The sequence below is a fragment of the Yoonia sediminilitoris genome, from assembly GCF_003058085.1.
Taxonomy (GTDB): Bacteria; Pseudomonadota; Alphaproteobacteria; order Rhodobacterales; family Rhodobacteraceae; genus Yoonia; species Yoonia sediminilitoris.
In genome coordinates, this window is sequence record NZ_QBUD01000004.1 from 111,662 (window position 1) to 136,997 (window position 25,336).

Here is a 25,336-nt window from a genome sequence, read left to right on the forward strand (position 1 = left end):
GGTTACCTGCAAAAACCACACAGTAACACGGGTTTCATTAACCAATTTTCCCCCTACCTTGAGGTCATCTGTCCTAACCCAAGGAAGCCGACCAAATGCTTGATCTGTCCGCCTACCCGATCACTCAACGATGGCCCGCCAAAGACCCGTCGGTCATTCAGCTTTATTCCTTTCCGACCCCCAATGGCGTGAAGGCGTCAATCGCCCTTGAGGAAATGGGCCTGCCATATGAACCGCATCTGGTGACTTTGTCAGACAGCGATGTGAAAAGTGACGCCTTTCTGTCGCTGAACCCCAACAACAAGATCCCCGCCATTATCGACCCCAATGGGCCTGATGGGCCAATCGGGATTTTTGAAAGCGGGGCAATCCTACTGTATCTGGCGGAAAAAACGGGGAAGTTCATCGGCAGCAGTGCCGCTGACAAGGCCCGGATTTCCCAGTGGCTGATGTTCCAGATGGGCGGTATTGGCCCGATGTTCGGACAGATGGGTTTCTTCTATAAATTCGCCGGATCACAGATCAAAGACGCGCGCCCCCGCGAAAAATACCGCGACGAAGCCATCCGTTTGCTGGCTGTTGTCGACAAGCAACTGGAAGGGCGCGACTGGATTACTGATGACTATTCCATCGCCGACATGGCCATTGCCCCATGGATCAATGCGCTGGAATTCTACGGCACCAAAGATGTTGTGGGCTATCATGACCTGAAAAACGTCCCCGCATATGTTGAACGGTTTTTTGCCCGCCCCGCCGTCGACAAGGCCAAGAACATCCCGCCGCGTCCGGTCTAGGGTCAGGAATCTGGTGATAGAGATTTTGCATTGGCTTGATCTCTCTGAGATAGTGGGCCGCGAATATAGAATGAGGAAATAATCATGACCCTGAGTGTATACCTGTCGGGTGAAATCCATACGGACTGGCGCGACGAAATCATCAAAGGCAGTCAGGCCGCAGGTCTGGATGTCGTGTTTTCATCGCCTGTGACTGACCACGCTGCATCCGACGATTGCGGCGTCGCCATCATGGGGGCAGAACCGGACAAGTTCTGGCATGACAACAAGGGCGCAAGGCTGAACGCGATCCGCACTCGCCACGGGATTGAAATGGCCGATATTGTCGTTGTGCGCTTTGGTGAGAAATACAAACAGTGGAATGCTGCCTTTGATGCGGGTATGGCCGCCGCTTTGGGTAAATCGCTGATCGTGATGCATCAAGACGAACACCAGCACCCACTCAAAGAGGTAGACGCCGCAGCGCTGGCCGTGACCAAGACGCCCGCGCAGGTGGTCGATATCCTGACATATGTGCAGCGCGGCACCCTGCCCTGATCTGACAAGTTTGATCCGCAGGCCCAGAGGTTGCTCTGGGCCTGTTTTCAAGCCCTAGCCGCGCAATACCGCGCCAGTGGCCTTGGTCACTTTCTCTACGATCTTGGCGCTTACGGCTTCAATATCAGCATCTTTCAACGTCTTTTCAGTCGGTTGCAGGCTGACAGTCACGGCGAGCGACTTTTTGCCCTCGCCCAGATTGCCGCCGATGAATTCATCAAAGACACGCACGTCAGTGATCAACGCCTTGTCGGCGGCGGCGGCGGCGTTCACGAGCGTGAGCGCATCAACCTGCGCATCGACGACAAAGGCAAAGTCTCGTTCAACTGCTTGCAAATCATTTGCGGCAAGGGCTGCGCGGGTTGCTGTCTTGTTCTTGGGCACCGGCACTTCGTCCGGCCAGATCATGAACCCGACGGCGGGACCTTTGATGTCCATTTCGCGCAGAACCTTGGGGTGCAATTCTCCAAAGATACCCAGCACTTTCTTGGGGCCTAGACAGATTTTGCCGTGCCGTCCGGGGTGCCACCATGCGTCGGCACCACGCAGGATTTGCACCTTCGCTGGCGCGTTGATCGCGGCCAATATCGCCTCTGCATCGGCTTTTGCGTCATAGACATCGACCGGGCGCGATGTGCCGTGCACGTCTTTTGGGCCGGTACGGCCGATCAAAATGCCTGTGACCAGATTTTGCTGTTCACCGGGTTCGCCGCCATCAAAGCCTGCGCCGACTTCAAACAGGGCCATATCCATGAAACCACGCGCCTGATTACGGGCCGCTGCCCGCAAAAGACCGGGCAACAGGTTGGGACGCATGTGCGACATTTCAGAACTGATCGGATTTTCCAGCATGGTCGCGTCATCGCCACCGCCAAACAGCTTTGCTGCTGCTTCATCAACGAAACTGTAGGTCACACATTCATTGTAGCCCAACGCTGCTGCTGTCCGGCGGGCGGCCTGTTGACGACGCTGTGCAGGAGTCAGGATCGGCTTTGGCACCCCCGGATCCATGCGCGGCAATGGCTTGCCCTGCAATTTGGTCAGCGATGCAATCCGCGCGACCTCTTCCACCAGATCAGCGGGACCCTGTACGTCAGGCCGCCAAGAGGGTACGTGCGCCATGTCACCATCCAGCGTGAAGCCGAGTGCCTTCAGCGTGGCCTGCTGCGTGTCAGCGGCAATCTCCATACCGACAAGGCTGACAACACGGTCCGTATCCAGCTTGTAAGCGCGCGAAGTATCGGGCACGGAACCGGCCTGAATAGGCGCGGACGCTTCGCCGCCAGCATGATCGACGATCATGCGCACTGCATGTTCCAGACCTTCGGGCGTGAAGGCCGGGTCAACACCGCGCTCAAACCGATAGCGGGCATCGGAATTGATCTTCAGCGCGCGGCCCGTATAGGCAATCTGGACCGGGTCCCAATAGGCGCTTTCCACAAAGACATTCACGGTCTCATCTGAACAGCCGGTTGTGCTGCCACCCATAATGCCCGCAATGCTTTCGGGGCCTGTGTCGTCAGAAATGACCATCTGGCCCTGTTGCAGGGTGTATTCCTTGTCATCCAGCGCAACGAGCGTTTCACCACCCGCAGCGCGATGCACGCGCAGGTTGCCTTTGACCTTGTCCATGTCAAAGACATGCAAAGGCCGATTCAGATCGTATGTAAACCAGTTGGTCACATCGACGAGAAAGCTGATCGGGCGCAGACCGATGGCGCGCAACTGGGCTTGCAGCCACGCCGGGCTGGGGCCGTTCTTGACACCACGGATCACACGCCCGCAAAAGACCGGGCAGCCGTCCAGCGTGTCGTCATCAATCGTGACTGCAATATCAGCCGCAAAGCTTGCGGGCACCGGCGTGACCTTGACCTCTTTCAGTGTGCCAAGGCCACGGGCTGCAAGGTCGCGCGCCACACCGCGCACACCAAGCGCATCCGGCCGGTTCGGCGTGATGGCGATTTCGATGACCGGATCAACCATGTCGGGTTTGTTGGCGGCCAGCCAGTCGGTAAAGCTTTCTCCGACTTCGCCCGACGGCAGTTCGATGATGCCGTCATGTTCGTCTGACATTTCCATTTCGCGTTCGGAACACATCATGCCGTAAGATTCGATACCCCGGATCTTGCCCACGCCAATCGTCGTGTCGATGCCGGGGACATAGGTGCCGGGGGAAGCGATCACCACGGTGATGCCTTCACGCGCATTGGGCGCACCGCAAATGATTTGCGTCGGCCCGTCAGCAGTTTCAACCTGACAGACCTTCAGCTTGTCCGCATCGGGGTGCTTTTGCGCGCTGATCACCTTGCCGATGGTAAACTCAGCAAGCTTCGCAGCCGGATTTTCGACCCCTTCCACTTCAAGTCCCAGATCGGTCAACGCCTCTGCGATCTGATCGACAGTTGCATCAGTTTCCAAGTGGTGTTTCAGCCATGAAAGCGTGAATTTCATAGGGTGCGTCCTGCGGTAAATACGTTTGCAGAGGGCTTACCGGATAAGGGCCGGAGGGGAAAGAGGGCGCGGCGCCAAAGCCCATCAGGGATAGCCGGGTGCCCGCCCCAGCAGTTCGTCCAACTGCCGCCCGATCCAACCCCTTGGGATGAAGTGCCCGCGCGGATGCACATCAAGGATCACACGTTTGCCTGCTGCGCAGCGCGTCCAGACATGCCGGGTGAAAGTATCCCGGCGGGTCACCGACCATACATCGCGTGTATGTTCCGCCCCGCATCCGAACTGTGCGCGCCATAGGGCCACTGGATTGAGCCTGTCACCGTCTGGCCCAAACGGATAATCCATCACGTTGTCGGATAGCCCATGCACATGGCGCACCTCTTTGGGGCCTTGCGGACAATCCGTGCGTTGATTGAGCGTTCCCGACACGGCCAGCAATGCAGCGACATCATTGCCGTTCTGACAAGCGTAGCGCCATGCCATGGCCGCCCCGAAAGAGTAGCCGGACACAAAAATGCGGCTGGTGTCGATAGGGTATCGCCGGGCTGCATCCTCTAGCGCTTTCGTGGCAAAGGCCACGTCCCTATGGCGGTCTGACCAGAAATCCCACGTCCGATTGACCCCGGTTGGCGCAATCAAGAGCACCCCGCGCCTGCGGGTCGCACCCGATATGCGGCCATGATAGACAGGGACCGCACCAGTTCTGCCCCAGCCGTGAAAATGCAACATGACAGGCAAGGCCGACACGCCATCCCATCCATCCGGTTCCTTCACATGATAGCTGCGCCCGTCAAGCGTGCAGGGCACCTGCCCATGACAGGGGTTGCCCGGCAGAACAGAGTCAGGGCTCGTGGCTTGTGATTTAACGCTGCCGGCGATCGAAAGCAACAAGAACAGAACAAAGCGAAACAGCATGGCAAAGGCATTCCCTAAAGCGTTTCGCAAAGAACCTTAATCACGGCTCTTCGGGAAACGCATTGCAACGCCCAGATGGCATCGGACCTCGCATTGTTGACATGGCTCAGGTCAGAGGCAAAAGGATTTATTCTGCGTCCGGCTGCTCTGCACCCTCAACCAGTACCCCGCCCTGACTTTTCCATTCTTTGACTGATGCCGGGTAAACGCGCAAGTCTTCAAGACCCGCCAGTTCGGACGCATAAAACCAGTTCAAAGCGGACAGTTCGCCAGTGCGACAAAATCTGACTGTCGTGCCCTACTTCCAGTCGGGTTCATAGCGGCCCAAATGAACAATCACGCTTTTGACGCCAGCTTCGACGTTGATATCAACAGACAGGGTGGCAAGCAGCGGCTGTACCGGTGCATTCGTGGCCCCAAGCAAGGTCGTTGCAAGTGCGGCGCCCGCATCATTGAGACGCCGAAAGAAACTGTAGCGGCGAGCATCAAGAAGATGGTATTCGATTTGCCCGGTCGCGATGCCATACACATCAAGTTCATCGGCGCGCCATTCATCGGAAAAAGTGATATTCGCAAGATATGGCTGCTGCTCGGCAGGCGTGTCAGCGACCGGCAGCCCCGCATCCACCCATGCCTTGTGACCACCATTCAAGATCGCCAGCTTTTCGGCACCAGACGACTTCAGCGAGCAATAGATGACCGCGGCACGGCCACTGTCCATCATGTTGGACCGCGAATGGACAATGATAACAGGTTCATCAAGCCGCAATCCGGCCTGCCCAATGATATCTGAACGCACGTTGGGCGGCGGCGGCGGGCCGGGGTTTGCCTTGCGGCCGCGCCATTCCGAATAGGGAACCGACATTGCGCCAGGGATCACACCTTTGGCGACAGCCTTTTTGCTCAGGATATCAAGGATTTGCACTGACGCGGTTCTCTTGATCAGATCCAGTGAGTTCGCACCAGGCATGACCGACCAGTCAATCGGGTTGCTGGCTGACGTCTCTTTGCACGGTATTTCCAAGGTCAGACCAATCTGGATAAAGTCCGGGTTATCGCCGGACACGACGGTATGGGTCGCGCCACATGAAAATGCGGCGGCGCCGGAAAGGGCCGACATCAGCATTGCAGAAAGGAATGATCGAATTGCGGCCAAAACAAAGCCTCGTCAATCAAATTACTCATAAGAAGCTATCGCGCACAGCAATCGAAACAACTTGCCGAAATACCCTCCGGTTCAATGAATCCGGTGGGTAGAGTGCGCAAATGGCAAATTTGAGGAGCTGTCGGACCATACAATCGACGCTGCGTGACATAGGTATCACTCAATGGCCATGTGGCGCCACTCCGCAGTGCGCATCACGACGTGGAAACCAGCAGTCTTTCAGGTCAGATTGCGGCTCTACACTGCTGGTTTTGGTCGCTGGCGGCCGTGCGCCACTATCTGCTTAGCCCACCGTGCAGGGTCGGTTGATCAAGAGCGCCAAAGCCGAAGTGGCGCAGCCACCGCAAATCGGAATCAAAGAATGCCCGCAGATCGGGAATGCCATATTTCAGCATCGCAATCCGGTCGATTCCCATGCCGAAGGCAAATCCCTGCCACTGGTCCGGATCAACGCCCGCCGCCTGCAAGACCTTGGGGTGGACCATACCACTGCCCAAAATTTCGAGCCAGTCATCGCCTTCACCGACCTTCAGGGTACCGCCTTCCCACGAACAGCGGATGTCCACCTCGGCTGATGGTTCGGTAAACGGGAAATGAGAGGCGCGGAAGCGGATGTCCACATTGTCGACTTCGAAATAGGACTTCACGAATTCTTCCAATACCCACTTGAGATTCGCCATCGAGATATCCTTGTCGATGGCCAGCCCTTCGACCTGATGGAACATTGGCGTATGGGTCTGGTCATAGTCCGCACGATAGACACGACCGGGACAGATGATGCGGGTCGGGGCACCGGTTGTCTCCATGCTGCGAATCTGGACCGGGCTGGTGTGGGTACGCAAGACATGCGGCGGGCGGTTATCACCTTCGCCTCGGTGGATATAGAACGTATCCATCTCGGCGCGGGCCGGATGATGACCGGGAATGTTGAGCGCATCAAAGTTGTACCAGTCACTTTCAATCTGTGGACCCTCGGCAACCCGAAAGCCCATATCGGCAAAGATCGCAGTGACTTCTTCGGTCACTTGGCTGATGGGGTGAATGGTCCCGTGGGGGCGCGCACGGGCGGGCAATGTCACGTCAAGCCACTCTGTGCGCAACCGTTCATCCAATGCCGCATCCGCCAAAGCCATTTTCTTGGCTGCCAGGGCGCTGTTGATCTCATCCTTGAGCGCATTCAGCGCAGGCCCGGCGATCTGGCGCTCTTCTGGCGTCATTTTGCCCAGTTCGCGCATTCTCAGGCTGATTTCGCCCTTTTTGCCCACGGCCTGCACGCGCAAGTCCTCAATCGCAGCCTCGTCGGCGGCATTGGCGATCAGGTCCAGATATTTTTGCTTCAGATCATCCATGGCAGGGCCTCTCCTTACTTTGGTGCTCTGCTACCCTGACAGCAAGGCCCATGCAAGGTGGGCCATGCTGCGCCATGTGTCCCCCTGTTTTATAGAATTCACCGCAGCCAGCACCGGGACAGCTTAAGCGGTTCTTATCATTTTCATGTGAAGGCTCTTTTTATGCGCGTGATTAGGTCAATTGATGAAGTCTTTGCCACTTCAACAGTCCCACAAAGCGAGGTGGAGTCAGGGGATATTTGCGTCCCCATCGCCTTTCTCAATGACCTGAACAATGCAGACACAACGGATGGTCTTCTCAGCGTTTATTCAGTCTGGGCGCAAAAGCTGCTGGGCGCGGATCGCTGTTCGATTGCGTTGAAAGAGGACGCGAATTCGCTTGTTGTAACTGTCATGAATGGTGAGGCAGGCATGCCAATGGGCGCGCGATATGCACTTCATGACACAATCATCGGCGCCGTCAGTCAACGCGAGGAGATGCTTCACATCCCGGATATTACACAGCTCGACATCGCTGAAGCAAAAGCGGTCATGAAAATGGGTTATCATGCGGCCATTCTTGCGCCCATTGTCAGCGGCGATATCTGTTTCGGCACGTTAAACGCCAACTTCAAAAGCCAGATCAAAGACGCGCCTGCACAACTGGCACTGATACAGGTAATGGCGCAAAGTCTGGCCGCGCGCATGCGGATCATCTCCCAGATGGACGACCTGAACGACCTTGTCCTGACTGACGCGCTTACCGGTGCCCACAATCGCCGCTTCCTCGATGCACAGGCACAAAAACTATGGGAAGCATGGACAGACCACCGATCCCCTTTTTGCGTGGTGACGATTGACGTGGACAAGTTCAAAAGGGTCAATGACACCCACGGACACGATGCCGGTGACACCGTCCTTCGCACAATGGTCAAACGTCTCATGTCGAATTCCAGAGTGGATGATCATATCATCCGCCTGGGTGGTGAAGAATTCTGCACGCTGTCCGGCAAATCGGATTTGAAAGACGGTATCGCCCGCGCACGGCGTCTGCATACCGCCATCAGGCAGAATCCGTTTCAAATTGGGGCGCTCGCACTTCCCCTGACAATCAGCGTGGGTCTGTCGTGCGTGGTCTCTGACGATACCTGCTATGAAGATGTGCTGCTGCGCGCGGACCAGGCGCTTTACCAGGCCAAAGCATTGGGCCGCGACAGAATTGTAACCTGCGGAAATGACGTGTTTATGGTGGTTTAAGCAGGGGGTCGCACATATCACCCAACTTTTTGCCGGATAACTGCCCGACGGACAGGGCATTATCAGGGCCCAAGTTTGGCAATTTCAGATTTGAAGTAAGCCAGTGTGACAGTGGCACGGTTACCTGCAATCCCATGGTATTTCGATCGCCCGTCCGAGGCAGGCAATCCCGCCCAGATTGCAGCGAGGTTATTCATGAATTGCCTTTGGCTCAACTGCCCTGCCATGAAAGCGGGGAAGCCTGCATCGACCAGCAGCACGTCTGCCAGCCTGTCCTGCAAGGCGGGGGTGAAGCGCGCGTTGCGCTGTGTTCCGGTCTGGCTGACGACCCGTCGTAACGTATCGGGGATGAACTGGTAGCGGCCAATGGCATGAGGCTGGCCGGGGGTACCGGCGATCCAGTCAAAAATCTCGCCAATAGTCATTTGCGTGGGGCGTTTCCCCGGTTTGATCCGAGCACCATGTTGCACTGCATCATAACCGGCACGCGGTGATTCCGCACGCCCGATGACAGCGCGCAATCGTTGAACAGCACTGCCATCCACCCCCAGGCGAAACCGTTGCGCTGTCGGCAATGCGCGCGTCAATACGGGTGCAAAGAAACTGCCCGTTGATTGACCGGAGAATAGGCTGGCATCCAGCCGCGGCGCAAGATTCGCCCCGGGCTGCTGAAACAATGATCCGCGGCTTTGTGCTGCGGCGTTGCTTCCCATCAAAGATCCTGACTCAGCCCAGCCAATAACGGGCCAGACAGAAACCAAAAGTGCAAAGATCCAACGCATCGACATCCTGTCCGATAAAATCTGGGGTATTTTGACCCAAATTCATTGCGTTTTGGTTTCGATGTTGACGGGAGTTCGAAAATTCTCAGCTTGTCAGACACATGAAATGAAAAAGGGGCCGCCAATGGCGACCCGCTATCCATTCTCATCTGACCAGCTTAGCGCTTAAGCCAGCGCAGCCTTTGCCTTGCCCACGATTGCGGCAAATGCGTCGGGCTCGTTCACGGCCAGATCGGCAAGAACCTTGCGGTCAACTTCGATCCCGGCGAGGTTCAAACCATTGATGAACTTGGAATAGTTCAGGTTTTCGTCAACCGTCCGTACGCCAGCGTTGATTCGCTGAATCCACAAGGCGCGGAAGTTGCGCTTGCGATTGTGACGGTCACGGGTTGCATATTGGTTGGCTTTGTCGACAGCCTGCTTGGCGACCTTGAAGGTCTTGGAGCGGCGATCGTAATATCCTTTGGCAGCGTCGAGTACTTTTTTGTGACGACGGTGCGTGACGGTTCCACCTTTAACGCGCATATCTCAATTCCCTCTAATTAGCGTGCGTATGGCATCATTGGCTTGATGATACCTTCGTCAGCTTTACAAAGCGTGGTTGTGCCACGCGCGTTGCGAAGGAACTTGTTCGTGCGCTTGATCATGCCATGGCGCTTGCCCGCCTGGGCAGCCACAACACGGCCAGAGGCCGTCACTTTGAACCGCTTTTTGCAGCTCGATTTTGTCTTCATCTTCGGCATTTCCGTCTCCATCTATTGGTCGGTCGGATCGCACGACTCGGCATGCCACTTAAGCCGGACGCGCGGGTTGAAGCGGTGCTATAGAAGCTCCCCCGCCTGTTTGCAAGCCTTATTGCCCGCATAGCAGCCGTCAGCGATACTGTTCAGTTCAGATACTTCGCCACCACACTGACAAACACATCATCAAAGGTCGCCACGCTGTAGGCAGCGGGATTCTGAGACATGGCGTAATATGCCGCCCCGGCACCGGCAATCAGCATGAACAGCGCCATCTTCGGCCCGCGCCGGTCGGAAAACGCGCTCATGAAAGCCGGAATCGAGAAAGCCGCCATTGTCACGCCAATCACGAAAAGCAGATCAAAATCCATGTGCTGTTTCCCCCCACCCCGGCCGATTCTAATCGTGGTCAGAGGCAAAAATCAAACGCTCTTCACAAGGGGCGACCCGCAGGATGTTTGTGGTGCCGGCAGTATTGAAAGGCACGCCCGCAGTCACAACAACCATGTCCTTATTTGTGGCCAGACCTTCGGCAATCGCTGCACGCACAGCCGCGATCACAGCATCCTTAAATCGATTGACTTCACCGGTAATGACACAGTTCGTGCCCCATGACAGGCACAACCTGCGTGCTGTGCCTTCTACACTGGTCATCGCGATGATCGGCACTCTTGGCCGTTCACGCGACACCAGCAAAGCCGTCGTACCGGATTGGGAAAAACAGCAGATCGCCTTGATGTCCGTTGTCTCTGCAATCTCGCGCGCGGCAGAGACGATCCCGTCTGCGACGGTCTTGCCTTCGGCGTTGCGCGATGCCGCCATGATGTCGGTATAGGTGGGGTCGGATTCAACTTCGCCCGCGACGTTGTTCATCGTGCTGACCGCCTCAATCGGGTAAGACCCGGCGGCAGATTCCGCCGACAGCATAATGGCGTCTGCGCCTTCATAAATGGCCGTTGCCACGTCGGACACTTCGGCGCGGGTCGGCATCGGCGAATCAATCATGGACTCAAGCATCTGCGTCGCCACAATCACCGGCTTTGCTGCCGCCCGGCACTTGCGCACCAGTTGTTTCTGGATCGGCGGCACGTTCTGTACCGGCAGTTCAACCCCCAGATCGCCGCGTGCAACCATGACGCCATCACTTGCTTCCAGAATGGCATCAAAGGACTTAATGGCATTGGGCTTTTCGATCTTTGACAGGATTGCCGCACGCCCTTTGGCCAGCGCGCGCGCCTCGGCCACATCCTCGGGACGTTGCACGAATGACAAGGCCAGCCAGTCGACGCCCAACTCGCAGACAAATTCCAGATCCTTGCGATCCTTTTCGGACAGCGCGGCCAGCGGCAGGGTCACGTCCGGCACGTTGACACCCTTACGGTTGGAAATGGTACCACCCACGATGACCTCACAATCGGCAAAGTCTGCGCCGCAATCCTTGACGCGCAAAGCGATCTTGCCGTCATTGACAAGCAGGCGGGCACCGGGACGCAACGCATCAAAGATTTCCTTGTGGGGCAGTTTGACCCTGTTCACGTCGCCTTCGCCATCATGAAGGTCCAGCCGGAACGACGCACCCTCGACGAGCTCTTCTTCGCCATTGGCGAAAGTACCAACCCGCAACTTGGGCCCCTGCAGGTCAGCGAGAATACCAATCGGGCTGTTCAGGTCCTTTTCGACCTGACGAATGATATCATGCCGCACCTTAATTTCAGCGTGATCACCATGTGACATGTTCAGACGAAACACATCGGCACCGGCCTCGTGCAAAGCGCGGATCATTTCATAGTCATTCGAAGCGGGGCCAAGAGTTGCGACAATCTTTACGTTACGATGGCGTTTCATGGGTTCGGTCCTTGCTTTGCGTGGGGTCGTTCACTTGCTGTCGCCGTTAGCGGTAACAGCACCCTTTGGCACCTTATTGCGCAATTCCAATCACAGAACAACTACAGCCTTTTGCGAAGAACCTGAAACACAGATTTTCGCGGCAGACTCGCAACCTAAGATCAATGCGCCGGGCTTGACGCAAATCTGCAATTCCGCTTTCCCGCGAAACAGTTTAGCCTAGCGCTGGATAGACGAAAATGACGACCAAGAGGTGAACAATGGACGACCAGACACGGATCGAGCTTGAAGCTGCCGCATTCCGACGCTTGCAAAAGCACCTGATGGAAGACCGCCCGGATGCCCAGAACATCGACATGATGAATCTGGCCGGTTTTTGCCGGAACTGCCTGTCACGCTGGTATCAGGAAGCGGCGAACGCGCGCGGGATCGAAATGACCAAGGACGAAGGGCGCGAGGCCTTCTATGGCATGCCCTTTGCCGAATGGAAGGCCAAGTACCAGACCGAAGCATCGCCCGAGGCACAAGAAGCGTTCAAGACGTCGCACGGTTAGGGGCACGTAACTTGTAGCCGCATTTTCCAAGTTGGATGTGGCGCATCGTTACACGATATCGGATTTGCAGCGATAGCATCAGATGTCGCACATTAGAAATAATCAGGGAGCTTCTTGGGGCCTGAATGCCGCGTAATCCTGATTGGTTCGGCCAATTCGGGAGCCTTGGCCCCTCTTCTGGCCGACATCCGGTGTGCCCAATCATATCTGCGATATACTCCGTGATAGTCGACACCATCGCCCTGATAGTTGCCAAAATGCATATTTTCCGGCCGCATACCGAATTGGTCCAGTTTCCAAGGCGTTATGTGTTTCCGTCACTCATATGACTGGCACCCATCTTCTCCTGCGTCTCGGCATCCGCCAGTTGCGCTGCAAACAGCTGCACCCGCAACTCGCCATCCCCAACGACCGGCTTGAAGTTCGCGATCACCGACACGGTTGTTTTCTGTTCAGGTGCGATCTCATCCAGCAGCTAGTTGATCTCTCCCGACTGCCGATCCTCGGCCCTCAGCCGCACGGGAAAAACCCCGCCCTTGATCTGATCGCGGATTTTCGCGTCAACCTCTTCCGACATGGACGCCCAGATCGCCTTGAGGGGTACATCTGCAGCCGTCGGATTGCTAGAAGCGCCTACACCGCTACCTTGCGGCTTTCGTCCAGATAAATCTCGCGCAAGCGGGCCGCTATGGGGCCGGGTGTGCCTGTGCCGATGGTGACATCGTCGATCTCGACCACCGGCATGACAAAGGTGCTGGCAGAGGTGATAAATGCCTCATCCGCCTCTTGCGCCTCTGCAATGGTAAAGCTGCGTTCTTCCACTTTCATCTGCGCCTCTTTGGCAAAGCGCAGGACGGCGGCGCGGGTGATCCCATGCAGGATTTCATTGCCCAAGTGGCGGGTGATGATCGTGTTATCCTTGATGATATAGGCGTTGTTTGACGTGCCTTCGGTCACGGCCCCATCCTCAACCATCCACGCATCATCCTTGCCTGCCGCCTTTGCCATCATCTTGCCCATGGAGGGGAACAGCAGTTGCACCGTCTTGATATCGCGGCGCGCCCAGCGCTGATCTTCGATCGAAATGATCTTGATACCTTTTTTGGCGGCAGGGCTATTGGCCAGCCCCGGTTTGTTCTGGGTGAACAGGACAACGGTAGGTTTGGTCGTCTCAGGGTCAGGAAAGACGAAATCCCGGTCATCGGGCGCACCACGGGTGATCTGTAGATAAATCATCCCCTCTTCAATGCCGTTCAGCCGCACCAGTTCGCGATGCACGTCCAGAAGGTCTGGCAGCACGTCGGGATGCGGCATGTCGAGCTCGCGCAGTGACCGCTCCAGTCGCTTTGCATGGCCATCAAAATCGATAAGCTTTCCATCCAGAACCGACGTGACCTCATAAACCCCGTCCGCCATCAGAAAGCCGCGGTCGAAAATGGATACTTTGGCTTCGGTCTCGGGCAGATACTCTCCGTTGACATAGACAGTACGGGTCATGAAAAGGCTCCTTTTGCGTTTGCAACGTGGTCCATTGTTTTTGGGCCGGGGTCAAGATGAACAAATGCTATGAGGACAAAGCCTGCTTCGCTATCCCCACAAAGCAGCATCAGGTGGATGCACTCCGGCATCATCATAGTGCAACGGGGTCTTGCGGTCCTCGGCCAGCAACAGGGGCGCATCCAGATCGGTAAAGGCGACCCCTTGGGCCAGAATGGTTGCAGGTGCCATCGCAAGTGATGAGCCAACCATGCAGCCCACCATCACGCCAAACCCGTCCGCCAGCGCCTGTTCTTTCAGGGCCAGCGCTTCGGTCAGGCCACCAGTCTTGTCGAGCTTGATATTGACCATGTCATATTTGCCTTTCAACGCAGGCAGGCTGGCGCGGTCATGACAGCTTTCATCGGCACAGACCGGCAGCGGGCGCGCGATTTCGGCCAGCATGTCATCGGCGTCCGCAGGCAGGGGCTGTTCCACCATCTGCACGCCAAGGCGCAAAAGATGCGGGGCAAGGTCGGTATAAATCTCTGCTGTCCAACCTTCATTAGCGTCAACAATGATGCGGGCATCCGGGGCACCGCGGCGCACCGCCTCCAATCGGGCCATGTCATCTCCCGTGCCCAACTTGATCTTGAGAAGCGGGCGAAAGGCATTTTTTGCCGCCTGCGCCTCCATCACCGCCGGGGTGTCCAAAGACAGTGTATATGCCGTTACGACGGGCTTCGGGGCAGGCAGATGCAGCAGGTCCCAGACCCGGCGCCCTGCCACCTTGGCAGCATAATCCCAAAGCGCACAGTCCAGCGCATTGCGGGCCGCCCCTGCGGGCAAGGCATCAGCCAGGTCCGCCCAGCGCCCTGAAAATCCATCGATTTGATCCGTGACGCTCTCAAGCGTCTCACCATAACGGGCATAAGGCACGCATTCGCCGTAGCCCGACACACCGTCCTGACTGACATGGACAGTCAGCACCTGCGCTGCGGTCCGCGACCCGCGACTTATGGTAAAGACCTGCGCCAGTTGAAACACGTCACGGCTGACTTCTATCTGCATGATTGCCCCTTCTTATGGCCAAAAATATCCCCGCCGGAGGCGGAAACTAGATCGCCTGCAAAGCATCGACCAGACGGCCAGCGCCATAACGGAAGGTATCAACCGTGGGCAATCCCATCCGGTCCTCAATCCGGGCCAGACAATCGGCGGCCTCGGCATCCGACAGTTTCTGTGTATTGACAGAGATGCCGACGACCTGACAGGCCGGATTGGCGATGCGGGCCATGGGCAAGGCGGTATCGCGCAGATCTTCGAGACTGGGCAAGGCATAATCCGGCAGGCCACGCATGTGGGTACGGGTCGGCTCATGGGCCAGAACCAGGGCATCCGGCTGGCCACCATGGATCAACGCCATGGTGACACCGGAATAGGACACATGAAACAGACTGCCCTGCCCTTCGAGGTGATCCCAATGATCCGGGTCATTGTCTGGGGTCAGATATTCGACCGCGCCTGCCATGAAATCAGCGATGACCGCATCCAGCGGCACGCCACCACCTGTAATCAAAATACCAGTCTGTCCTGTAGGACGAAAAGTGGATTTCATGCCGCGCCTTTGCATCTCGGCATCCATGGCCAGGCCCGTATACATCTTGCCGACCGAACAATCGGTGCCGATCGCAAGGCACCTTTTGCCAGTGCGCTTGACACCATTGGCAATCGGATAGGCGACAGACGGGATGCGCACATCAAACAGGGTGCGGCCATTCACGCGCGCGGCGGCGACCAGTTCATCTTCGTCACGCAGCAGATTATGCAGGCCCGATGCAATGTCGAAACCCATCTGCAGCGCCTTGACCAATACCTCTTTCCACGCCTTGGAAATATAACCGCCGCGATTGGCAACACCGATAACAAGGGTCTTGGCACCTGCTGCCTGCGCGTCTTCCAACGACATATCACGGATGCCAAGGTCAGCACCGCAGCCCTCCATACGCAACTGGCCGACGGCATTTTCCGGTCGCCAGTCTTTGATGCCCTGCGCCACCTTGGCGGCCAGCTGATCAGGGGCATCCCCAAGAAAAAGCAAATAAGGGGTTTGGATCATGACAGGGCTCCATTCAGAAATTGTGGCATTGGCGGGAAGATTGCGCGAAATAGCTGCAAAGTCATCGCGGATTACACGCTGAACGGCGAGCTTTGCGACAGAAGTTTGCAGGAAATTCAGTAATAGTCGAATAAATCAGCGTTATATTACCGTAAGATGGATCTTGATCCATCCCCAACAAAAAAGCCCGGGCGCTTACGCCCGGGCCAAATCTCAGCGCATCAAGGCGGCGCCTTAGCTCTTGGTGAATTCCGGGTATGCTTCCATCCCAAGTTCGGCACCATCAAGACCCGTGATTTCAGCTTCTTCGCTGACGCGGATGCCCATGACACCCTTCAGGATAAGCCAGACCACAGCGGACGTGACCACAACGAAAACACCGACGATGATGATCGACATCAACTGACCCATGAAGGTCGCGTCCGGGTTGGTCAGCAGAACAGCCATCGTCCCCCAGATACCTGCGAACAGGTGCACCGGGATGGCGCCGACAACATCGTCAATCTTCAATTTGTCGAGGAATGGCACAGCAAAGACAACGATGACGCCGCCGACACCACCGATAATCGTCGCCATACCCAGACCCGGGGTCAAAGGTTCTGCCGTGATCGATACCAGACCGGCAAGGGCACCGTTCAGGACCATTGTCAGATCAGGCTTTTTGTACAGAACCTGTGTCAGGATCAGCGCGACAATCGCACCACCGGCAGCAGCGGCGTTAGTGTTGGCAAAGATGCGTGAAACATCAGCCACGTCACCGATTGAGCCCATGGCCAATTGTGACCCGCCGTTGAATCCGAACCAGCCCAACCACAGAATGAATGTCCCCAATGTGGCCATTTGCAGGTTTGAACCCATGATCGGCACAACCTTGCCATCTTTGTACTTGCCCAGACGCGGCCCAAGGATGATTGCGCCAACCAAGGCAGCCCAGCCACCGACGGAGTGCACGACAGTTGAACCGGCAAAATCGAGGAAACCGAACTGCGAATCAAGGAAACCGCCGCCCCACTTCCATGACGCCTGAATCGGATAGATGATCGAGGTCAGGATGATCGTGAAGATCAGGAAGGGCCACAGTTTGATCCGCTCAGCCAACGCACCCGATACGATCGAGGCAGTCGCCGCACAGAACATCAACTGGAAGAAGAAGTCAGAGCCTGTCGTGGCATAGGAATAGTCATCCGCACCCTCCGCTGTGATACCCACAGCCTCAAGGATACCAGGACCCCAGACACCCGACAGATAGCCGCCGGTTTCGTCAGACCCCATGGCCCATGTGCCCAGTGGGTACATCAGGTTGTAACCGATCAGATAGTAAAAGATCGTCGCCAAGGAAAACAGGCCAACGTTCTTTGTCATCTGCATGGTGACGTTTTTGGAACGTACCAGACCGCCTTCCAGCATGGCAAAACCGGCCGCCATGAAGAACACCAGAAAACCGCCAACCAGGAACAGCAGTGAATTGAGGATAAAGACTGTGTCAGTGGACGGGTTTACCCCGGCCTCCTGCGCCAGTGCGAACGTCGGTGACAGCAGTGCAGCCGTCCCGACAAGAAGTGATTTTGAAAGTTTCATAGACTTGTCCCTTGTTACGCGATTACAGCGCGTCGTCATTGGTTTCGCCGGTACGCACCCGCAATGCGGATTCAACGTCGAGCACAAAGATTTTGCCGTCGCCGATCTTCTCGGTTCTGGCGGTTTCGGCGATGGTTGAAACGACCTGATCGGCCATGCTGGCCTGCACGACGATTTCAAGCTTGACCTTTGGCACGAAGTTCACGGCGTATTCAGCCCCGCGATAAATTTCGGTGTGACCGGACTGGGACCCGAAGCCCTTGATCTCGGACACCATCATTCCGCGCACGCCCACGTTGGTCAGCGCTTCACGCACTTCCTCCAACTTGAACGGTTTGATTGTTGCAATGATGAGTTTCACTGTCTTCCCCTAGCAAATGTGCAAGGCGAGCTACTGGCAGCCCGCTCAGTGAGGACACAAAGCGCGACTTGTAGGCGGTAACAAGGTAAAGCACCGGTTAAACCGGCCTGGATTGCGTCACATTTGCACAATTTTTGCACAAATTACCGCCAATGCCTATTTTTTGGTCAGTCAAGAAAGGATGGCGGCATGGCGGGAACACTCTCTACATTTGCGGGCGGCCGCGTTATAGGTGATCAAAACAGACAAAGCAGTCGGACGAGCGGTACATGAGTGGAAACGGCAAAAAGCGGGCACCGTTGGTGGCCGAAAAGCGCTATGCGGGAAAACCGGCAGCCAGGAAAAAGGCTGCCGCGCCCAAAAAGCGCAAACCGGCGACCCGGCGCAAGGCAACTCCAAAACGGCAAGGTCCCCGCGGGATCATCGGCTGGCTGATGTTTCCATTCCGCTGGGTTGCGCGCCTGATCTGGGCCTTCACATGGCGCATCGGCCTGATCACGGCGCTGATCATTGGCGGCTTTTCTTTGTACTTCGCCAGCCAGATGCCCCCGATGGAAGACTTCACAGACGGGCGCACCCGCGGATCGGTCACAATGACCGACTTCAAAGGCGACATATTTGCATGGCGCGGCGATCAGTTCGGCGGCCTGATCCGCGCGGGCACGGTGTCGCGCCATCTGCGCAATGCTGTCGTCGCCACCGAGGACAAGCGTTTCTACCGGCATTTTGGCATTTCTCCGCGCGGGATCGCCTCTGCGATCCGCATCAACATGAACGCAGGTCGCAGCCCCTTGTCAGGCAATGGCGGTTCGACCATTACCCAACAGACAGCCAAGCTGCTGTGCCTCGGTGTCCCGTTCGACGCCGACAAATGGGAAAGCGAAGCTGACTACGAAGCCGATTGCCGCAGGGGGTCGCTCTGGCGCAAGGCCCGCGAGGCGGTTTTTGCGATCGGCATGGAAATCGCCTACAGCAAGGAAGAAATCCTGTCGATCTACCTGAACCGCGCATACCTGGGCGCGGGCGCGCGCGGCTTTCAAGCTGCTGCCGAACGCTATTTCAGCAATGATGCCGCAACACTGACCCCGGCACAGTCGGCCATGCTGGCGGGCCTTTTGAAGGCCCCGTCGTCATACGCGCCAACAAGCAACCTGCAACGCGCGCAAGACCGTGCCGCGACTGTGATCCGCCTGATGGAAGAACAGGGCTATCTGACCGTTGCCGAAGCAAATGACGCACGCGCGAACCCGGCCACCCTGTCCGCCACAGCTAAGGCGAACACAGCCACATTCTTTGCCGATTGGGTAATGCGCAGCGGGCCAGAGTTCTTTACCCGCGATACCACAGAAGATGTGATCATCCGCACAACGCTGGACCCTGAAATCCAGCAGAAGGCCGAAGAGGCGTTGGAGGCGGTCTTTGAGGAAAAAGTCAGCCCCTCGTCGGTGGCCGAGGCTGCCATTGTGGTCATGTCTGCGGACGGCGCCGTGCGCGCGATGGTCGGTGGGCGCACCGCCGCCAACCCCGGCGACTTCAACCGGGCAACACAGGCCAAGCGGCAAACAGGTTCGGCCTTTAAGCCGTTTATTTATGCAACTGCGCTTGATTTGGGCATGTCCCCTTATGACATGGTCGATGACCGCCAATTATGCTGGAAACGGCGCGGCGCTGCCGACTGGTGCCCGGAAAACTATGACCGCAAGTTTGTGGGTCCCGTGACCCTGATTGACGCGCTTGCCAACAGCCGCAACATCCCCGCGATTGTCCTGTCAGAGGACGTCGGGCGCGAACTGGTCAGCAATGTCGCACAGGGGTTTGGCTTTAGCGGCGATCTGGCCGCTGGCCCTGCGCTGGCATTGGGTGTGTCGGAAAGTTCCCTGCTGGAAATGACCGGAGCCTATGCGGGTATCCTCAATGGCGGCTCTGCTGTTGTTCCTTACGGTTTGGTTGATCTGCGCATTCAGGGCGACAACGATTCCATGATGGATTCGCGCAATGCCGGTATCGGCGAACGGGTCATTCGGCAGGATGCGGCCCGGACCCTGACATGGATGATGACAAAAGTCGTCGAAGAAGGTTCTGGCGGGCGGGCACGGATTGACGGCTGGCAGATCGCCGGCAAAACCGGCACGACCCAAGGCGCTCGCGATGCATGGTTCATCGGCTTTACCGGCGACTATGTCACAGGCGTCTGGATGGGGAATGACGACAACACACCACTCAAAGGGGTCACAGGGGGCACATTGCCCGCCGAAATCTGGCACGAAACCATGGTCCGCGTGCTGGCCGACAAAACACCAACCCCGCTCCCCATGCTGGCCCCTGCGCCACCCGCATCGACAGGTATTCTGACCGGTGAAGGCGGCAAACAGCTTGATGCCGACGTGCAGAACGTGCTGAACAGTTTGTTCGGGAACTAAAGCGTTTCGGCTTTAACCTGAGGTATCAGATAAAGGCAAAACGCCCACGACATACGAAACTTGCAATGCGTTTCCGCAGGGTCAGGGCCCTAAGAGCTTTGATTCAGGTTCTTCGTGAAACGCTGTAAGTAGCACGAGAGTAGGCGCTAGAGCTCGCCCTCTTCACAGCGCTCATAGCGGAAGGCGTAGCCATCCCAGATCATGTAGATGCCTTCGCCAGACGAATCATTCATCAAGATGGCGCGTTCGTCCCATGTCGATCCTTCGCCTGAACACTCCATCGTGTAAATCGTTGCGTCCATATCGTTGATATCGACAGGCTTGGTCATACGGCATTCGACTTCGACACCGTAGAAAATACTGTCTTCTATCTTCAACGATCCACCGTCAACACCAACAAGCGCACATTCAGCGTTAACAGTCTGTTTATAAACACCATCATAAGGTCCTGCGTGGGCTATTCCAGCCAAAACAGCACCAATTAAAAGGCTTGAAGAGATCAAGTTGAGTTTCATTACTAAACGTTCTGAGCGATTCTATGATTCAAATCAACGCTGGAAAGGTCCGCATGGGCAACAATCGGCCCCTTGGCGGTTTTCGCGTTAACTCTGCCTTGAAAAGCTGTAAATTGCGCCGCACTACGACCTGAACAAGACGTTACCTAACGGGGCACACTTTGGACGAGATGAAACAAAAGGGCGAAGCCGAACTGGTCGACGCCCGCAAAGAAAGCCGCCAGCTTTATTGGATGGTCGGCATCTTCAGTTTTTTCGTGAACCTGCTGATGTTGACCGGACCGCTCTACATGCTGAACGTCTACGACCGGGTCCTCAGCTCGCGGTCGTTCGAAACTTTGATCGCGCTTTCGGTGTTGGTGGCCTTTCTCTATTCGATCATGGGTATTCTGGACTATGTGCGTGGCCGGGTCATGGGCCGCGTGGGTGCCCGCTTTCAGGCGCGCCTTGACCGCCGTGTCTTTGGCGCCGTTTTGCGCGCCACAACGCTCAACCGTGCCCCGCGCGAAGCCGCCACCGGTCTGCGCGATCTGGAAGCCGTGCAGCGGCTGATCACGTCACCGGCGCTGATGGCGCTGTTTGATCTGCCGTGGGCACCGCTGTTTTTCTGGGGCATTTTCATTTTCCACCCGCTGATGGGTTTGCTGGCCATCGTTGGCGCAGTCATCCTGATTGGCGTGGCGCTTTTCAACCAGTTGACGACCAAAAAGCCGCTGGAAGAAGCCAACGCCGCCAGCTTTGCATCGGAACAGATGGGCAGCCAGATACGCGGCGAAAGCGAAATGGTGCATTCACTGGGGATGCGCGGGGCCGCGTTTGACCGCTGGCAGATCGCGCGCGGCAAGTCGCTGGATGCCACCATCGGGGCTGCGGATGCGTCGGGCACATTCACTGCGATGACCAAGTCATTCCGCTTGTTCCTGCAATCGGCGATGTTGGGTCTGGGTGCCTATCTGGTACTGATGAATGAACTGTCGCCCGGCGCGATGATTGCCGGTTCGATTCTGTTGGGTCGCGGGCTTGCGCCAATCGAGCTTCTTGTCGGCCAATGGGCCGTGTTTCAGAAGGGACGCGAAGGCTGGCGGCGACTGGCCGTTTTGCTGGGCACCATCCCCGAAGACGAACAGCGGATGCAACTGCCCAAGCCAAAGGCGCGCCTGCTGGCCGATCAGGTGACCGTTGTGCCGCCGGGCGAAAAGCAGGCGTCGCTGCGTCTGATCAGTTTTGAAGTGAAACCCGGTCAGGCTGTCGGTGTCATTGGCACGTCAGGCGCAGGCAAATCGACTCTTGCGCGGGTGCTTACGGGCGTGTGGCAACCGGCTGGCGGCAAGATCCGTCTGGATGGGGCTGCTTTGGACCAATATGACCCCGATGTTCTGGGCCAGCACATCGGCTATCTGCCCCAGCGGGTGCAGCTGTTTGATGGCACGATCAAGGAAAATATCGCCCGCATGTCAATGCAGCCGGACGATGCCGAAGTTGTCAAAGCTGCGCGCAAGGCCGCCGCGCATGAAATGATCCTGAAATTGCCCGATGGCTATGACACCAGAGTATCGGCCAACACGGGCCGACTGTCGGGAGGCCAGATCCAACGTATCGGTCTGGCGCGGGCTATGTATGGCGACCCTGTTGTTCTGGTACTCGATGAACCGAACTCCAACCTCGACAATGATGGGTCCTCTGCATTGAACCAGGCCATCAAGACACTTAAGTCCGAGGGGAAAATCGTGTTTATCATGGCCCACCGGCCAGCGGCTATTCAGGAATGCGACATGTTGCTGGTGATCGAAGCAGGCGCACGCCGCGCCTTTGGCCCCAAGGATGAGGTCCTGTCTGAAATGGTCAAGAACCATAACGAGATCAAGCGTAGTGCAGGCAAGACAGGCGGTGTGTCATGATGATGCCCGGCAAGTCAAATGCGTCCGACCAACGCTGGTCGGCCAAACGGCATCTGGTTTCGGGGTTAATTGCCCTGTTCATTCTTGTGGGCGGCTTTGGCGCATGGTCGGTTCTGGCCCAGATCACCGGCGCTGTCATCACCAGCGGCCAGATCGAAGTTGATCGCAACAGGCAGGTGGTCCAGCACCCTGACGGCGGCGTCGTCGAAGAAATTCTAGTCGATGAAGGCGATGTCGTCGAAGCGGGTGACCTCTTGATCCGGCTAGACGCCAATACCCTGAAATCCGAATTGGCCATCGTCGAAGGGCAGCTTTTTGAAATCCTCGCCCGTCGTGGCCGACTGGAGGCGGAACGCGACAATGCCGCGGCCCCAGTGTTCGATCCGCTGTTGACCGGGTCCGATAACCCGGAAGTGCACGAATTGATCACCGGCCAGATCAGACTGTTCGAGGCGCGGCTGGAATCCAGCAAAAGCGCCAAGGAACAGTTGACCCAGCAGCGCGCGCAGATTGCAAGCCAGTTGGCAGGCATTGGCGCACAACAGGCCGCGTTGGAAACCCAACAGGAACTCATCACACGCGAACTGGCGGACCAGCAAAGCCTGCTGGATCGCGGCCTGGCACAAGCTAGTCGCGTGCTGACCCTGCAACGCGAAGAAGCCAGCCTGCTGGGCCGCGTCGGCGAGTTGACCGCGCAGGCTGCACAGGCTGGCGAACGCATGACCGAGATCGACATCCAGATTTTGGGCTTGTCCTCGACCCGCAGGGAAGAGGCAATCACCCGCCTGCGCGATTTGCAGTATAACGAACTGGAACTGTCCGAGCGGCGCCGCACCCTGACCCGCCAGCTGGACCGGCTTGATATTCGCGCCCCTGTCTCAGGTGTCGTCTATGGCTTGGCCGTTTTTGCGGAACAATCCGTCATCCGGCCTGCCGACCCTGTGCTTTATCTGATCCCGCAGGATCGCCCGTTGGTCATCGCGACACAGGTGCAGGTTGTCGATATTGACCAGATTTATGTGGGCCAGGAAGTGACATTGCGTTTTTCTGCGTTCGATCAGCGGCGCACCCCGGAATTGAAGGGGGCTGTTACGCTGGTGTCGGCCGATGCGTTCCAGAACGAAAGCTCTGGCTTGTCCTATTACCGGGCCGAAGTGCAGTTGAATGACGGCGAAATCGGCAGACTGCCCGAGGATATGACCTTGATCCCCGGTATGCCGGTTGAGGCCTTTGTACGTACGGCTGACCGGACCCCGATGGGCTACCTGCTCAAACCGCTGTCAGACTATTTCGCCAAGGCATTCCGCGAGTCGTGAATTGCACCTTCCTGATTTGCCCGCTAGCGTCCGGACAAAACAGGAGGACATCATGAGCACCATCGAATCCAAACTTGCCGAACTGGGGGTGACCCTGCCCGAGGCACCTGCCCCCGCAGCCAATTATGTGCCCTTTGTTGTTGTTGGTGATCTGGTGCATGTGTCGGGCCAGATCGCGGCCAATGCCGACGGTATGATCAAGGGCAAGCTTGGCGCAGATATGGATGCTGACGCCGGTGCGATCGCCGCGAAATCATGCGCAATCAGCCTGCTGGCCCAACTCAAAGCTGCCTGCGGCGGCGATATTGACCGGCTTGTCAGGGTCGTCAAACTGGTTGGCTTTGTGAACTCCACGCCTGATTTTGGCGACCAGCCAAAAGTGATCAATGGCGCATCAGACTTCATGGTGGCGGCCTTGGGCGACAAGGGACGCCATGCTCGCTCTGCTGTCAGTGCCGCCAGCCTGCCGTTTGGCGTGGCTGTCGAAATCGAAGCGATCTTTCAGATCAAATGACCCTGCCCACCAGCTTTTTTGCCCGTCCTATCACCCATCGGGGGCTGCACGACCGCAAGGCAGGGCGGGTCGAGAACAGCGTGAAATCCTTTCAGGCAGCCATTGATGCAGGCTACGGCATCGAACTGGACCTGCAGCTGTCAAGCGATGGCCATGCGATGGTATTCCACGATGACCTGCTTGATCGGCTGACGAGTGAAACCGGCCCGGTGTGCGACCGCACACGTGCAGAACTTGAACAGGTAGCACTGACTGACGATGGCAGCCTGATCACTGCGCTGGACGATGTGCTGACACTGGTATCAGGCCGCGTGCCATTGCTGATTGAAATCAAGGATCAGGATGGCGCGATGGGTGCCGATGTTGGCACGCTTGAAGCGGCAACCGTCGCCGCGCTGGATGGATATTCGGGAGATGTCGCATTGATGTCGTTCAACCCGCACGCGGTCGCAGCCGTTGCCACCCTCGCGCCCCATATCCCGCGCGGCATCGTCACATCATCTTATGCGCCAAAGGTCTGGCCAGAGGTGCCACCCGAAAGGCAAGACGAACTACGTGACATTCCCGATTTCGGACCTGTCGGTGCCTGCTTCATCAGCCACGAGGCTTCCGATCTGGACCGACCGCGTGTGGCCGAACTCAAGGCGCAGGGGGCGCATATCCTCTGCTGGACAATCAGATCGCCGCAAGCAGAGGCAAAGGCCCGCAAAATCGCTGATAACGTCACCTTTGAAGGGTATCTCGCTTGACGTGCGCACGCGCCCGACCAAT

25 protein-coding genes are annotated in these 25,336 nt (G+C 57.1%); 9 read left to right on the forward strand and 16 right to left on the reverse strand.

The genetic code is table 11. The features are described from left to right. Nucleotides 1–95 precede the first annotated feature (95 nt). Together C8N45_RS10400 and C8N45_RS10405 are read left to right on the forward strand one after the other, a co-directional pair. On the forward strand, nt 96–794 hold the full coding sequence (locus tag C8N45_RS10400; RefSeq protein WP_108386179.1) for a glutathione S-transferase family protein: 699 nt from the start codon (nt 96–98) through the stop codon (nt 792–794). An 84-nt stretch (nt 795–878) separates the two neighbouring features. After that, complete coding sequence (locus C8N45_RS10405; RefSeq protein ID WP_108386180.1) at nt 879–1,331, forward strand: YtoQ family protein; 453 nt, start codon at nt 879–881, stop codon at nt 1,329–1,331. A 54-nt stretch (nt 1,332–1,385) separates the two neighbouring features. Here C8N45_RS10405 and pheT read toward each other — a convergent pair whose 3' ends face one another. The 4 genes from pheT to pheS all read right to left on the reverse strand — a co-directional run bounded on the left by pheT (nt 1,386) and on the right by pheS (nt 7,211). After that, the gene (gene pheT / locus C8N45_RS10410; RefSeq protein ID WP_108386181.1) at nt 1,386–3,782 is read right to left on the reverse strand and encodes a phenylalanine--tRNA ligase subunit beta; all 2,397 of its coding nucleotides are present in this window, start codon (nt 3,780–3,782) and stop codon (nt 1,386–1,388) included. Nucleotides 3,783–3,866: 84 nt separating this feature from the next. Continuing rightward, a complete protein-coding gene (locus C8N45_RS10415; protein ID WP_108386182.1) occupies nt 3,867–4,697 on the reverse strand; it encodes a CE1 family esterase in 831 nt (276 codons plus the stop codon). 298 nt (nt 4,698–4,995) lie between these two features. Further along, nucleotides 4,996–5,817: a rhodanese-like domain-containing protein gene (locus C8N45_RS10420; protein WP_168769449.1), complete on the reverse strand. Its 822-nt coding sequence runs from the start codon at nt 5,815–5,817 to the stop codon at nt 4,996–4,998. Nucleotides 5,818–6,137: 320 nt separating this feature from the next. Next, the gene (gene pheS / locus C8N45_RS10425) at nt 6,138–7,211 is read right to left on the reverse strand and encodes a phenylalanine--tRNA ligase subunit alpha (RefSeq protein ID WP_108386184.1); all 1,074 of its coding nucleotides are present in this window, start codon (nt 7,209–7,211) and stop codon (nt 6,138–6,140) included. Nucleotides 7,212–7,373: 162 nt separating this feature from the next. Here pheS and C8N45_RS10430 point away from each other — a divergent pair, with 162 nt between their 5' ends. After that, nucleotides 7,374–8,447, forward strand: coding sequence for a GGDEF domain-containing protein (locus C8N45_RS10430; protein WP_108386185.1), 1,074 nt, complete (start codon nt 7,374–7,376; stop codon nt 8,445–8,447). Between the two features lie 62 nt (nt 8,448–8,509). On the opposite strand, the gene C8N45_RS10435 is transcribed toward C8N45_RS10430, so the two are convergent. From C8N45_RS10435 to pyk, 5 genes are all read right to left on the reverse strand, one after another. Next, complete coding sequence (locus tag C8N45_RS10435; RefSeq protein WP_245882630.1) at nt 8,510–9,160, reverse strand: lysozyme family protein; 651 nt, start codon at nt 9,158–9,160, stop codon at nt 8,510–8,512. A 234-nt stretch (nt 9,161–9,394) separates the two neighbouring features. Next, entirely contained in the window at nt 9,395–9,754 is a 360-nt protein-coding gene (rplT, locus tag C8N45_RS10440) for a 50S ribosomal protein L20 (protein ID WP_108386187.1), read from the reverse strand. Nucleotides 9,755–9,771: 17 nt separating this feature from the next. Next, nucleotides 9,772–9,972: a 50S ribosomal protein L35 gene (rpmI, locus tag C8N45_RS10445; protein WP_108386363.1), complete on the reverse strand. Its 201-nt coding sequence runs from the start codon at nt 9,970–9,972 to the stop codon at nt 9,772–9,774. A 143-nt stretch (nt 9,973–10,115) separates the two neighbouring features. Further along, nucleotides 10,116–10,340: a hypothetical protein gene (locus C8N45_RS10450; protein WP_108386188.1), complete on the reverse strand. Its 225-nt coding sequence runs from the start codon at nt 10,338–10,340 to the stop codon at nt 10,116–10,118. Nucleotides 10,341–10,368: 28 nt separating this feature from the next. After that, nucleotides 10,369–11,814 (reverse strand): pyruvate kinase, encoded by a 1,446-nt coding sequence (gene pyk / locus C8N45_RS10455; protein WP_108386189.1) that lies wholly within the window; start codon nt 11,812–11,814, stop codon nt 10,369–10,371. 260 nt (nt 11,815–12,074) lie between these two features. On the opposite strand from pyk, the gene C8N45_RS10460 reads away from it, so the two are divergent. Then, complete coding sequence (locus C8N45_RS10460; protein ID WP_108386190.1) at nt 12,075–12,368, forward strand: DUF1244 domain-containing protein; 294 nt, start codon at nt 12,075–12,077, stop codon at nt 12,366–12,368. Nucleotides 12,369–12,672: 304 nt separating this feature from the next. Here the strand turns inward: C8N45_RS10460 and C8N45_RS23900 are convergent, their stop codons facing one another. From C8N45_RS23900 to C8N45_RS10485, 6 genes are all read right to left on the reverse strand, one after another. Then, complete coding sequence (locus C8N45_RS23900; protein WP_258793167.1) at nt 12,673–12,807, reverse strand: hypothetical protein; 135 nt, start codon at nt 12,805–12,807, stop codon at nt 12,673–12,675. Nucleotides 12,808–13,001: 194 nt separating this feature from the next. Further along, nucleotides 13,002–13,865: a D-amino-acid transaminase gene (locus C8N45_RS10465; RefSeq protein ID WP_108386191.1), complete on the reverse strand. Its 864-nt coding sequence runs from the start codon at nt 13,863–13,865 to the stop codon at nt 13,002–13,004. A gap of 90 nt (nt 13,866–13,955) precedes the next feature. After that, the gene (dgcA, locus tag C8N45_RS10470; RefSeq protein WP_108386192.1) at nt 13,956–14,915 is read right to left on the reverse strand and encodes an N-acetyl-D-Glu racemase DgcA; all 960 of its coding nucleotides are present in this window, start codon (nt 14,913–14,915) and stop codon (nt 13,956–13,958) included. Between the two features lie 46 nt (nt 14,916–14,961). Beyond that, a complete protein-coding gene (dgcN, locus tag C8N45_RS10475) occupies nt 14,962–15,963 on the reverse strand; it encodes an N-acetyltransferase DgcN (protein WP_108386193.1) in 1,002 nt (333 codons plus the stop codon). A 234-nt stretch (nt 15,964–16,197) separates the two neighbouring features. Continuing rightward, on the reverse strand, nt 16,198–17,541 hold the full coding sequence (gene amtB, locus C8N45_RS10480; protein WP_108386194.1) for an ammonium transporter AmtB: 1,344 nt from the start codon (nt 17,539–17,541) through the stop codon (nt 16,198–16,200). Between the two features lie 22 nt (nt 17,542–17,563). Further along, on the reverse strand, nt 17,564–17,902 hold the full coding sequence (locus tag C8N45_RS10485) for a P-II family nitrogen regulator (protein WP_108386195.1): 339 nt from the start codon (nt 17,900–17,902) through the stop codon (nt 17,564–17,566). Nucleotides 17,903–18,171: 269 nt separating this feature from the next. On the opposite strand from C8N45_RS10485, the gene C8N45_RS10490 reads away from it, so the two are divergent. Beyond that, nucleotides 18,172–20,322: a transglycosylase domain-containing protein gene (locus C8N45_RS10490; RefSeq protein WP_108386196.1), complete on the forward strand. Its 2,151-nt coding sequence runs from the start codon at nt 18,172–18,174 to the stop codon at nt 20,320–20,322. 146 nt (nt 20,323–20,468) lie between these two features. Here C8N45_RS10490 and C8N45_RS10495 read toward each other — a convergent pair whose 3' ends face one another. Beyond that, entirely contained in the window at nt 20,469–20,837 is a 369-nt protein-coding gene (locus C8N45_RS10495; protein ID WP_108386197.1) for a hypothetical protein, read from the reverse strand. Between the two features lie 170 nt (nt 20,838–21,007). On the opposite strand from C8N45_RS10495, the gene C8N45_RS10500 reads away from it, so the two are divergent. The 4 genes from C8N45_RS10500 to C8N45_RS10515 are packed head-to-tail and all read left to right on the forward strand — an operon-like array spanning nt 21,008 to nt 25,314. Next, a complete protein-coding gene (locus tag C8N45_RS10500; RefSeq protein WP_108386198.1) occupies nt 21,008–22,735 on the forward strand; it encodes a type I secretion system permease/ATPase in 1,728 nt (575 codons plus the stop codon). A gap of 2 nt (nt 22,736–22,737) precedes the next feature. Then, the gene (locus tag C8N45_RS10505) at nt 22,738–24,051 is read left to right on the forward strand and encodes an HlyD family type I secretion periplasmic adaptor subunit (protein ID WP_108386364.1); all 1,314 of its coding nucleotides are present in this window, start codon (nt 22,738–22,740) and stop codon (nt 24,049–24,051) included. 52 nt (nt 24,052–24,103) lie between these two features. Further along, a complete protein-coding gene (locus C8N45_RS10510) occupies nt 24,104–24,565 on the forward strand; it encodes a RidA family protein (RefSeq protein ID WP_108386199.1) in 462 nt (153 codons plus the stop codon). Then, the gene (locus tag C8N45_RS10515) at nt 24,562–25,314 is read left to right on the forward strand and encodes a glycerophosphodiester phosphodiesterase family protein (protein ID WP_108386200.1); all 753 of its coding nucleotides are present in this window, start codon (nt 24,562–24,564) and stop codon (nt 25,312–25,314) included. The genes C8N45_RS10510 and C8N45_RS10515 overlap by 4 nt, the downstream gene beginning before the upstream one ends. Nucleotides 25,315–25,336: the final 22 nt, after the last annotated feature.

Coding starts and splice junctions, on each gene's coding strand:
- C8N45_RS10400 (WP_108386179.1), top strand. CDS start 96: ATGCTTGATCTGTCCGCCTACCCGATCACTCAACGATGGCCCGCCAAA.
- C8N45_RS10405 (WP_108386180.1), top strand. CDS start 879: ATGACCCTGAGTGTATACCTGTCGGGTGAAATCCATACGGACTGGCGC.
- pheT (WP_108386181.1), bottom strand. CDS start 3,782: ATGAAATTCACGCTTTCATGGCTGAAACACCACTTGGAAACTGATGCA.
- C8N45_RS10415 (WP_108386182.1), bottom strand. CDS start 4,697: ATGCTGTTTCGCTTTGTTCTGTTCTTGTTGCTTTCGATCGCCGGCAGC.
- C8N45_RS10420 (WP_168769449.1), bottom strand. CDS start 5,817: ATGTCGGCCCTTTCCGGCGCCGCCGCATTTTCATGTGGCGCGACCCAT.
- pheS (WP_108386184.1), bottom strand. CDS start 7,211: ATGGATGATCTGAAGCAAAAATATCTGGACCTGATCGCCAATGCCGCC.
- C8N45_RS10430 (WP_108386185.1), top strand. CDS start 7,374: ATGCGCGTGATTAGGTCAATTGATGAAGTCTTTGCCACTTCAACAGTC.
- C8N45_RS10435 (WP_245882630.1), bottom strand. CDS start 9,160: ATGGGAAGCAACGCCGCAGCACAAAGCCGCGGATCATTGTTTCAGCAG.
- rplT (WP_108386187.1), bottom strand. CDS start 9,754: ATGCGCGTTAAAGGTGGAACCGTCACGCACCGTCGTCACAAAAAAGTA.
- rpmI (WP_108386363.1), bottom strand. CDS start 9,972: ATGCCGAAGATGAAGACAAAATCGAGCTGCAAAAAGCGGTTCAAAGTG.
- C8N45_RS10450 (WP_108386188.1), bottom strand. CDS start 10,340: ATGGATTTTGATCTGCTTTTCGTGATTGGCGTGACAATGGCGGCTTTC.
- pyk (WP_108386189.1), bottom strand. CDS start 11,814: ATGAAACGCCATCGTAACGTAAAGATTGTCGCAACTCTTGGCCCCGCT.
- C8N45_RS10460 (WP_108386190.1), top strand. CDS start 12,075: ATGGACGACCAGACACGGATCGAGCTTGAAGCTGCCGCATTCCGACGC.
- C8N45_RS10465 (WP_108386191.1), bottom strand. CDS start 13,865: ATGACCCGTACTGTCTATGTCAACGGAGAGTATCTGCCCGAGACCGAA.
- dgcA (WP_108386192.1), bottom strand. CDS start 14,915: ATGCAGATAGAAGTCAGCCGTGACGTGTTTCAACTGGCGCAGGTCTTT.
- dgcN (WP_108386193.1), bottom strand. CDS start 15,963: ATGATCCAAACCCCTTATTTGCTTTTTCTTGGGGATGCCCCTGATCAG.
- amtB (WP_108386194.1), bottom strand. CDS start 17,541: ATGAAACTTTCAAAATCACTTCTTGTCGGGACGGCTGCACTGCTGTCA.
- C8N45_RS10490 (WP_108386196.1), top strand. CDS start 18,172: ATGAGTGGAAACGGCAAAAAGCGGGCACCGTTGGTGGCCGAAAAGCGC.
- C8N45_RS10495 (WP_108386197.1), bottom strand. CDS start 20,837: ATGAAACTCAACTTGATCTCTTCAAGCCTTTTAATTGGTGCTGTTTTG.
- C8N45_RS10500 (WP_108386198.1), top strand. CDS start 21,008: ATGAAACAAAAGGGCGAAGCCGAACTGGTCGACGCCCGCAAAGAAAGC.
- C8N45_RS10505 (WP_108386364.1), top strand. CDS start 22,738: ATGCCCGGCAAGTCAAATGCGTCCGACCAACGCTGGTCGGCCAAACGG.
- C8N45_RS10510 (WP_108386199.1), top strand. CDS start 24,104: ATGAGCACCATCGAATCCAAACTTGCCGAACTGGGGGTGACCCTGCCC.
- C8N45_RS10515 (WP_108386200.1), top strand. CDS start 24,562: ATGACCCTGCCCACCAGCTTTTTTGCCCGTCCTATCACCCATCGGGGG.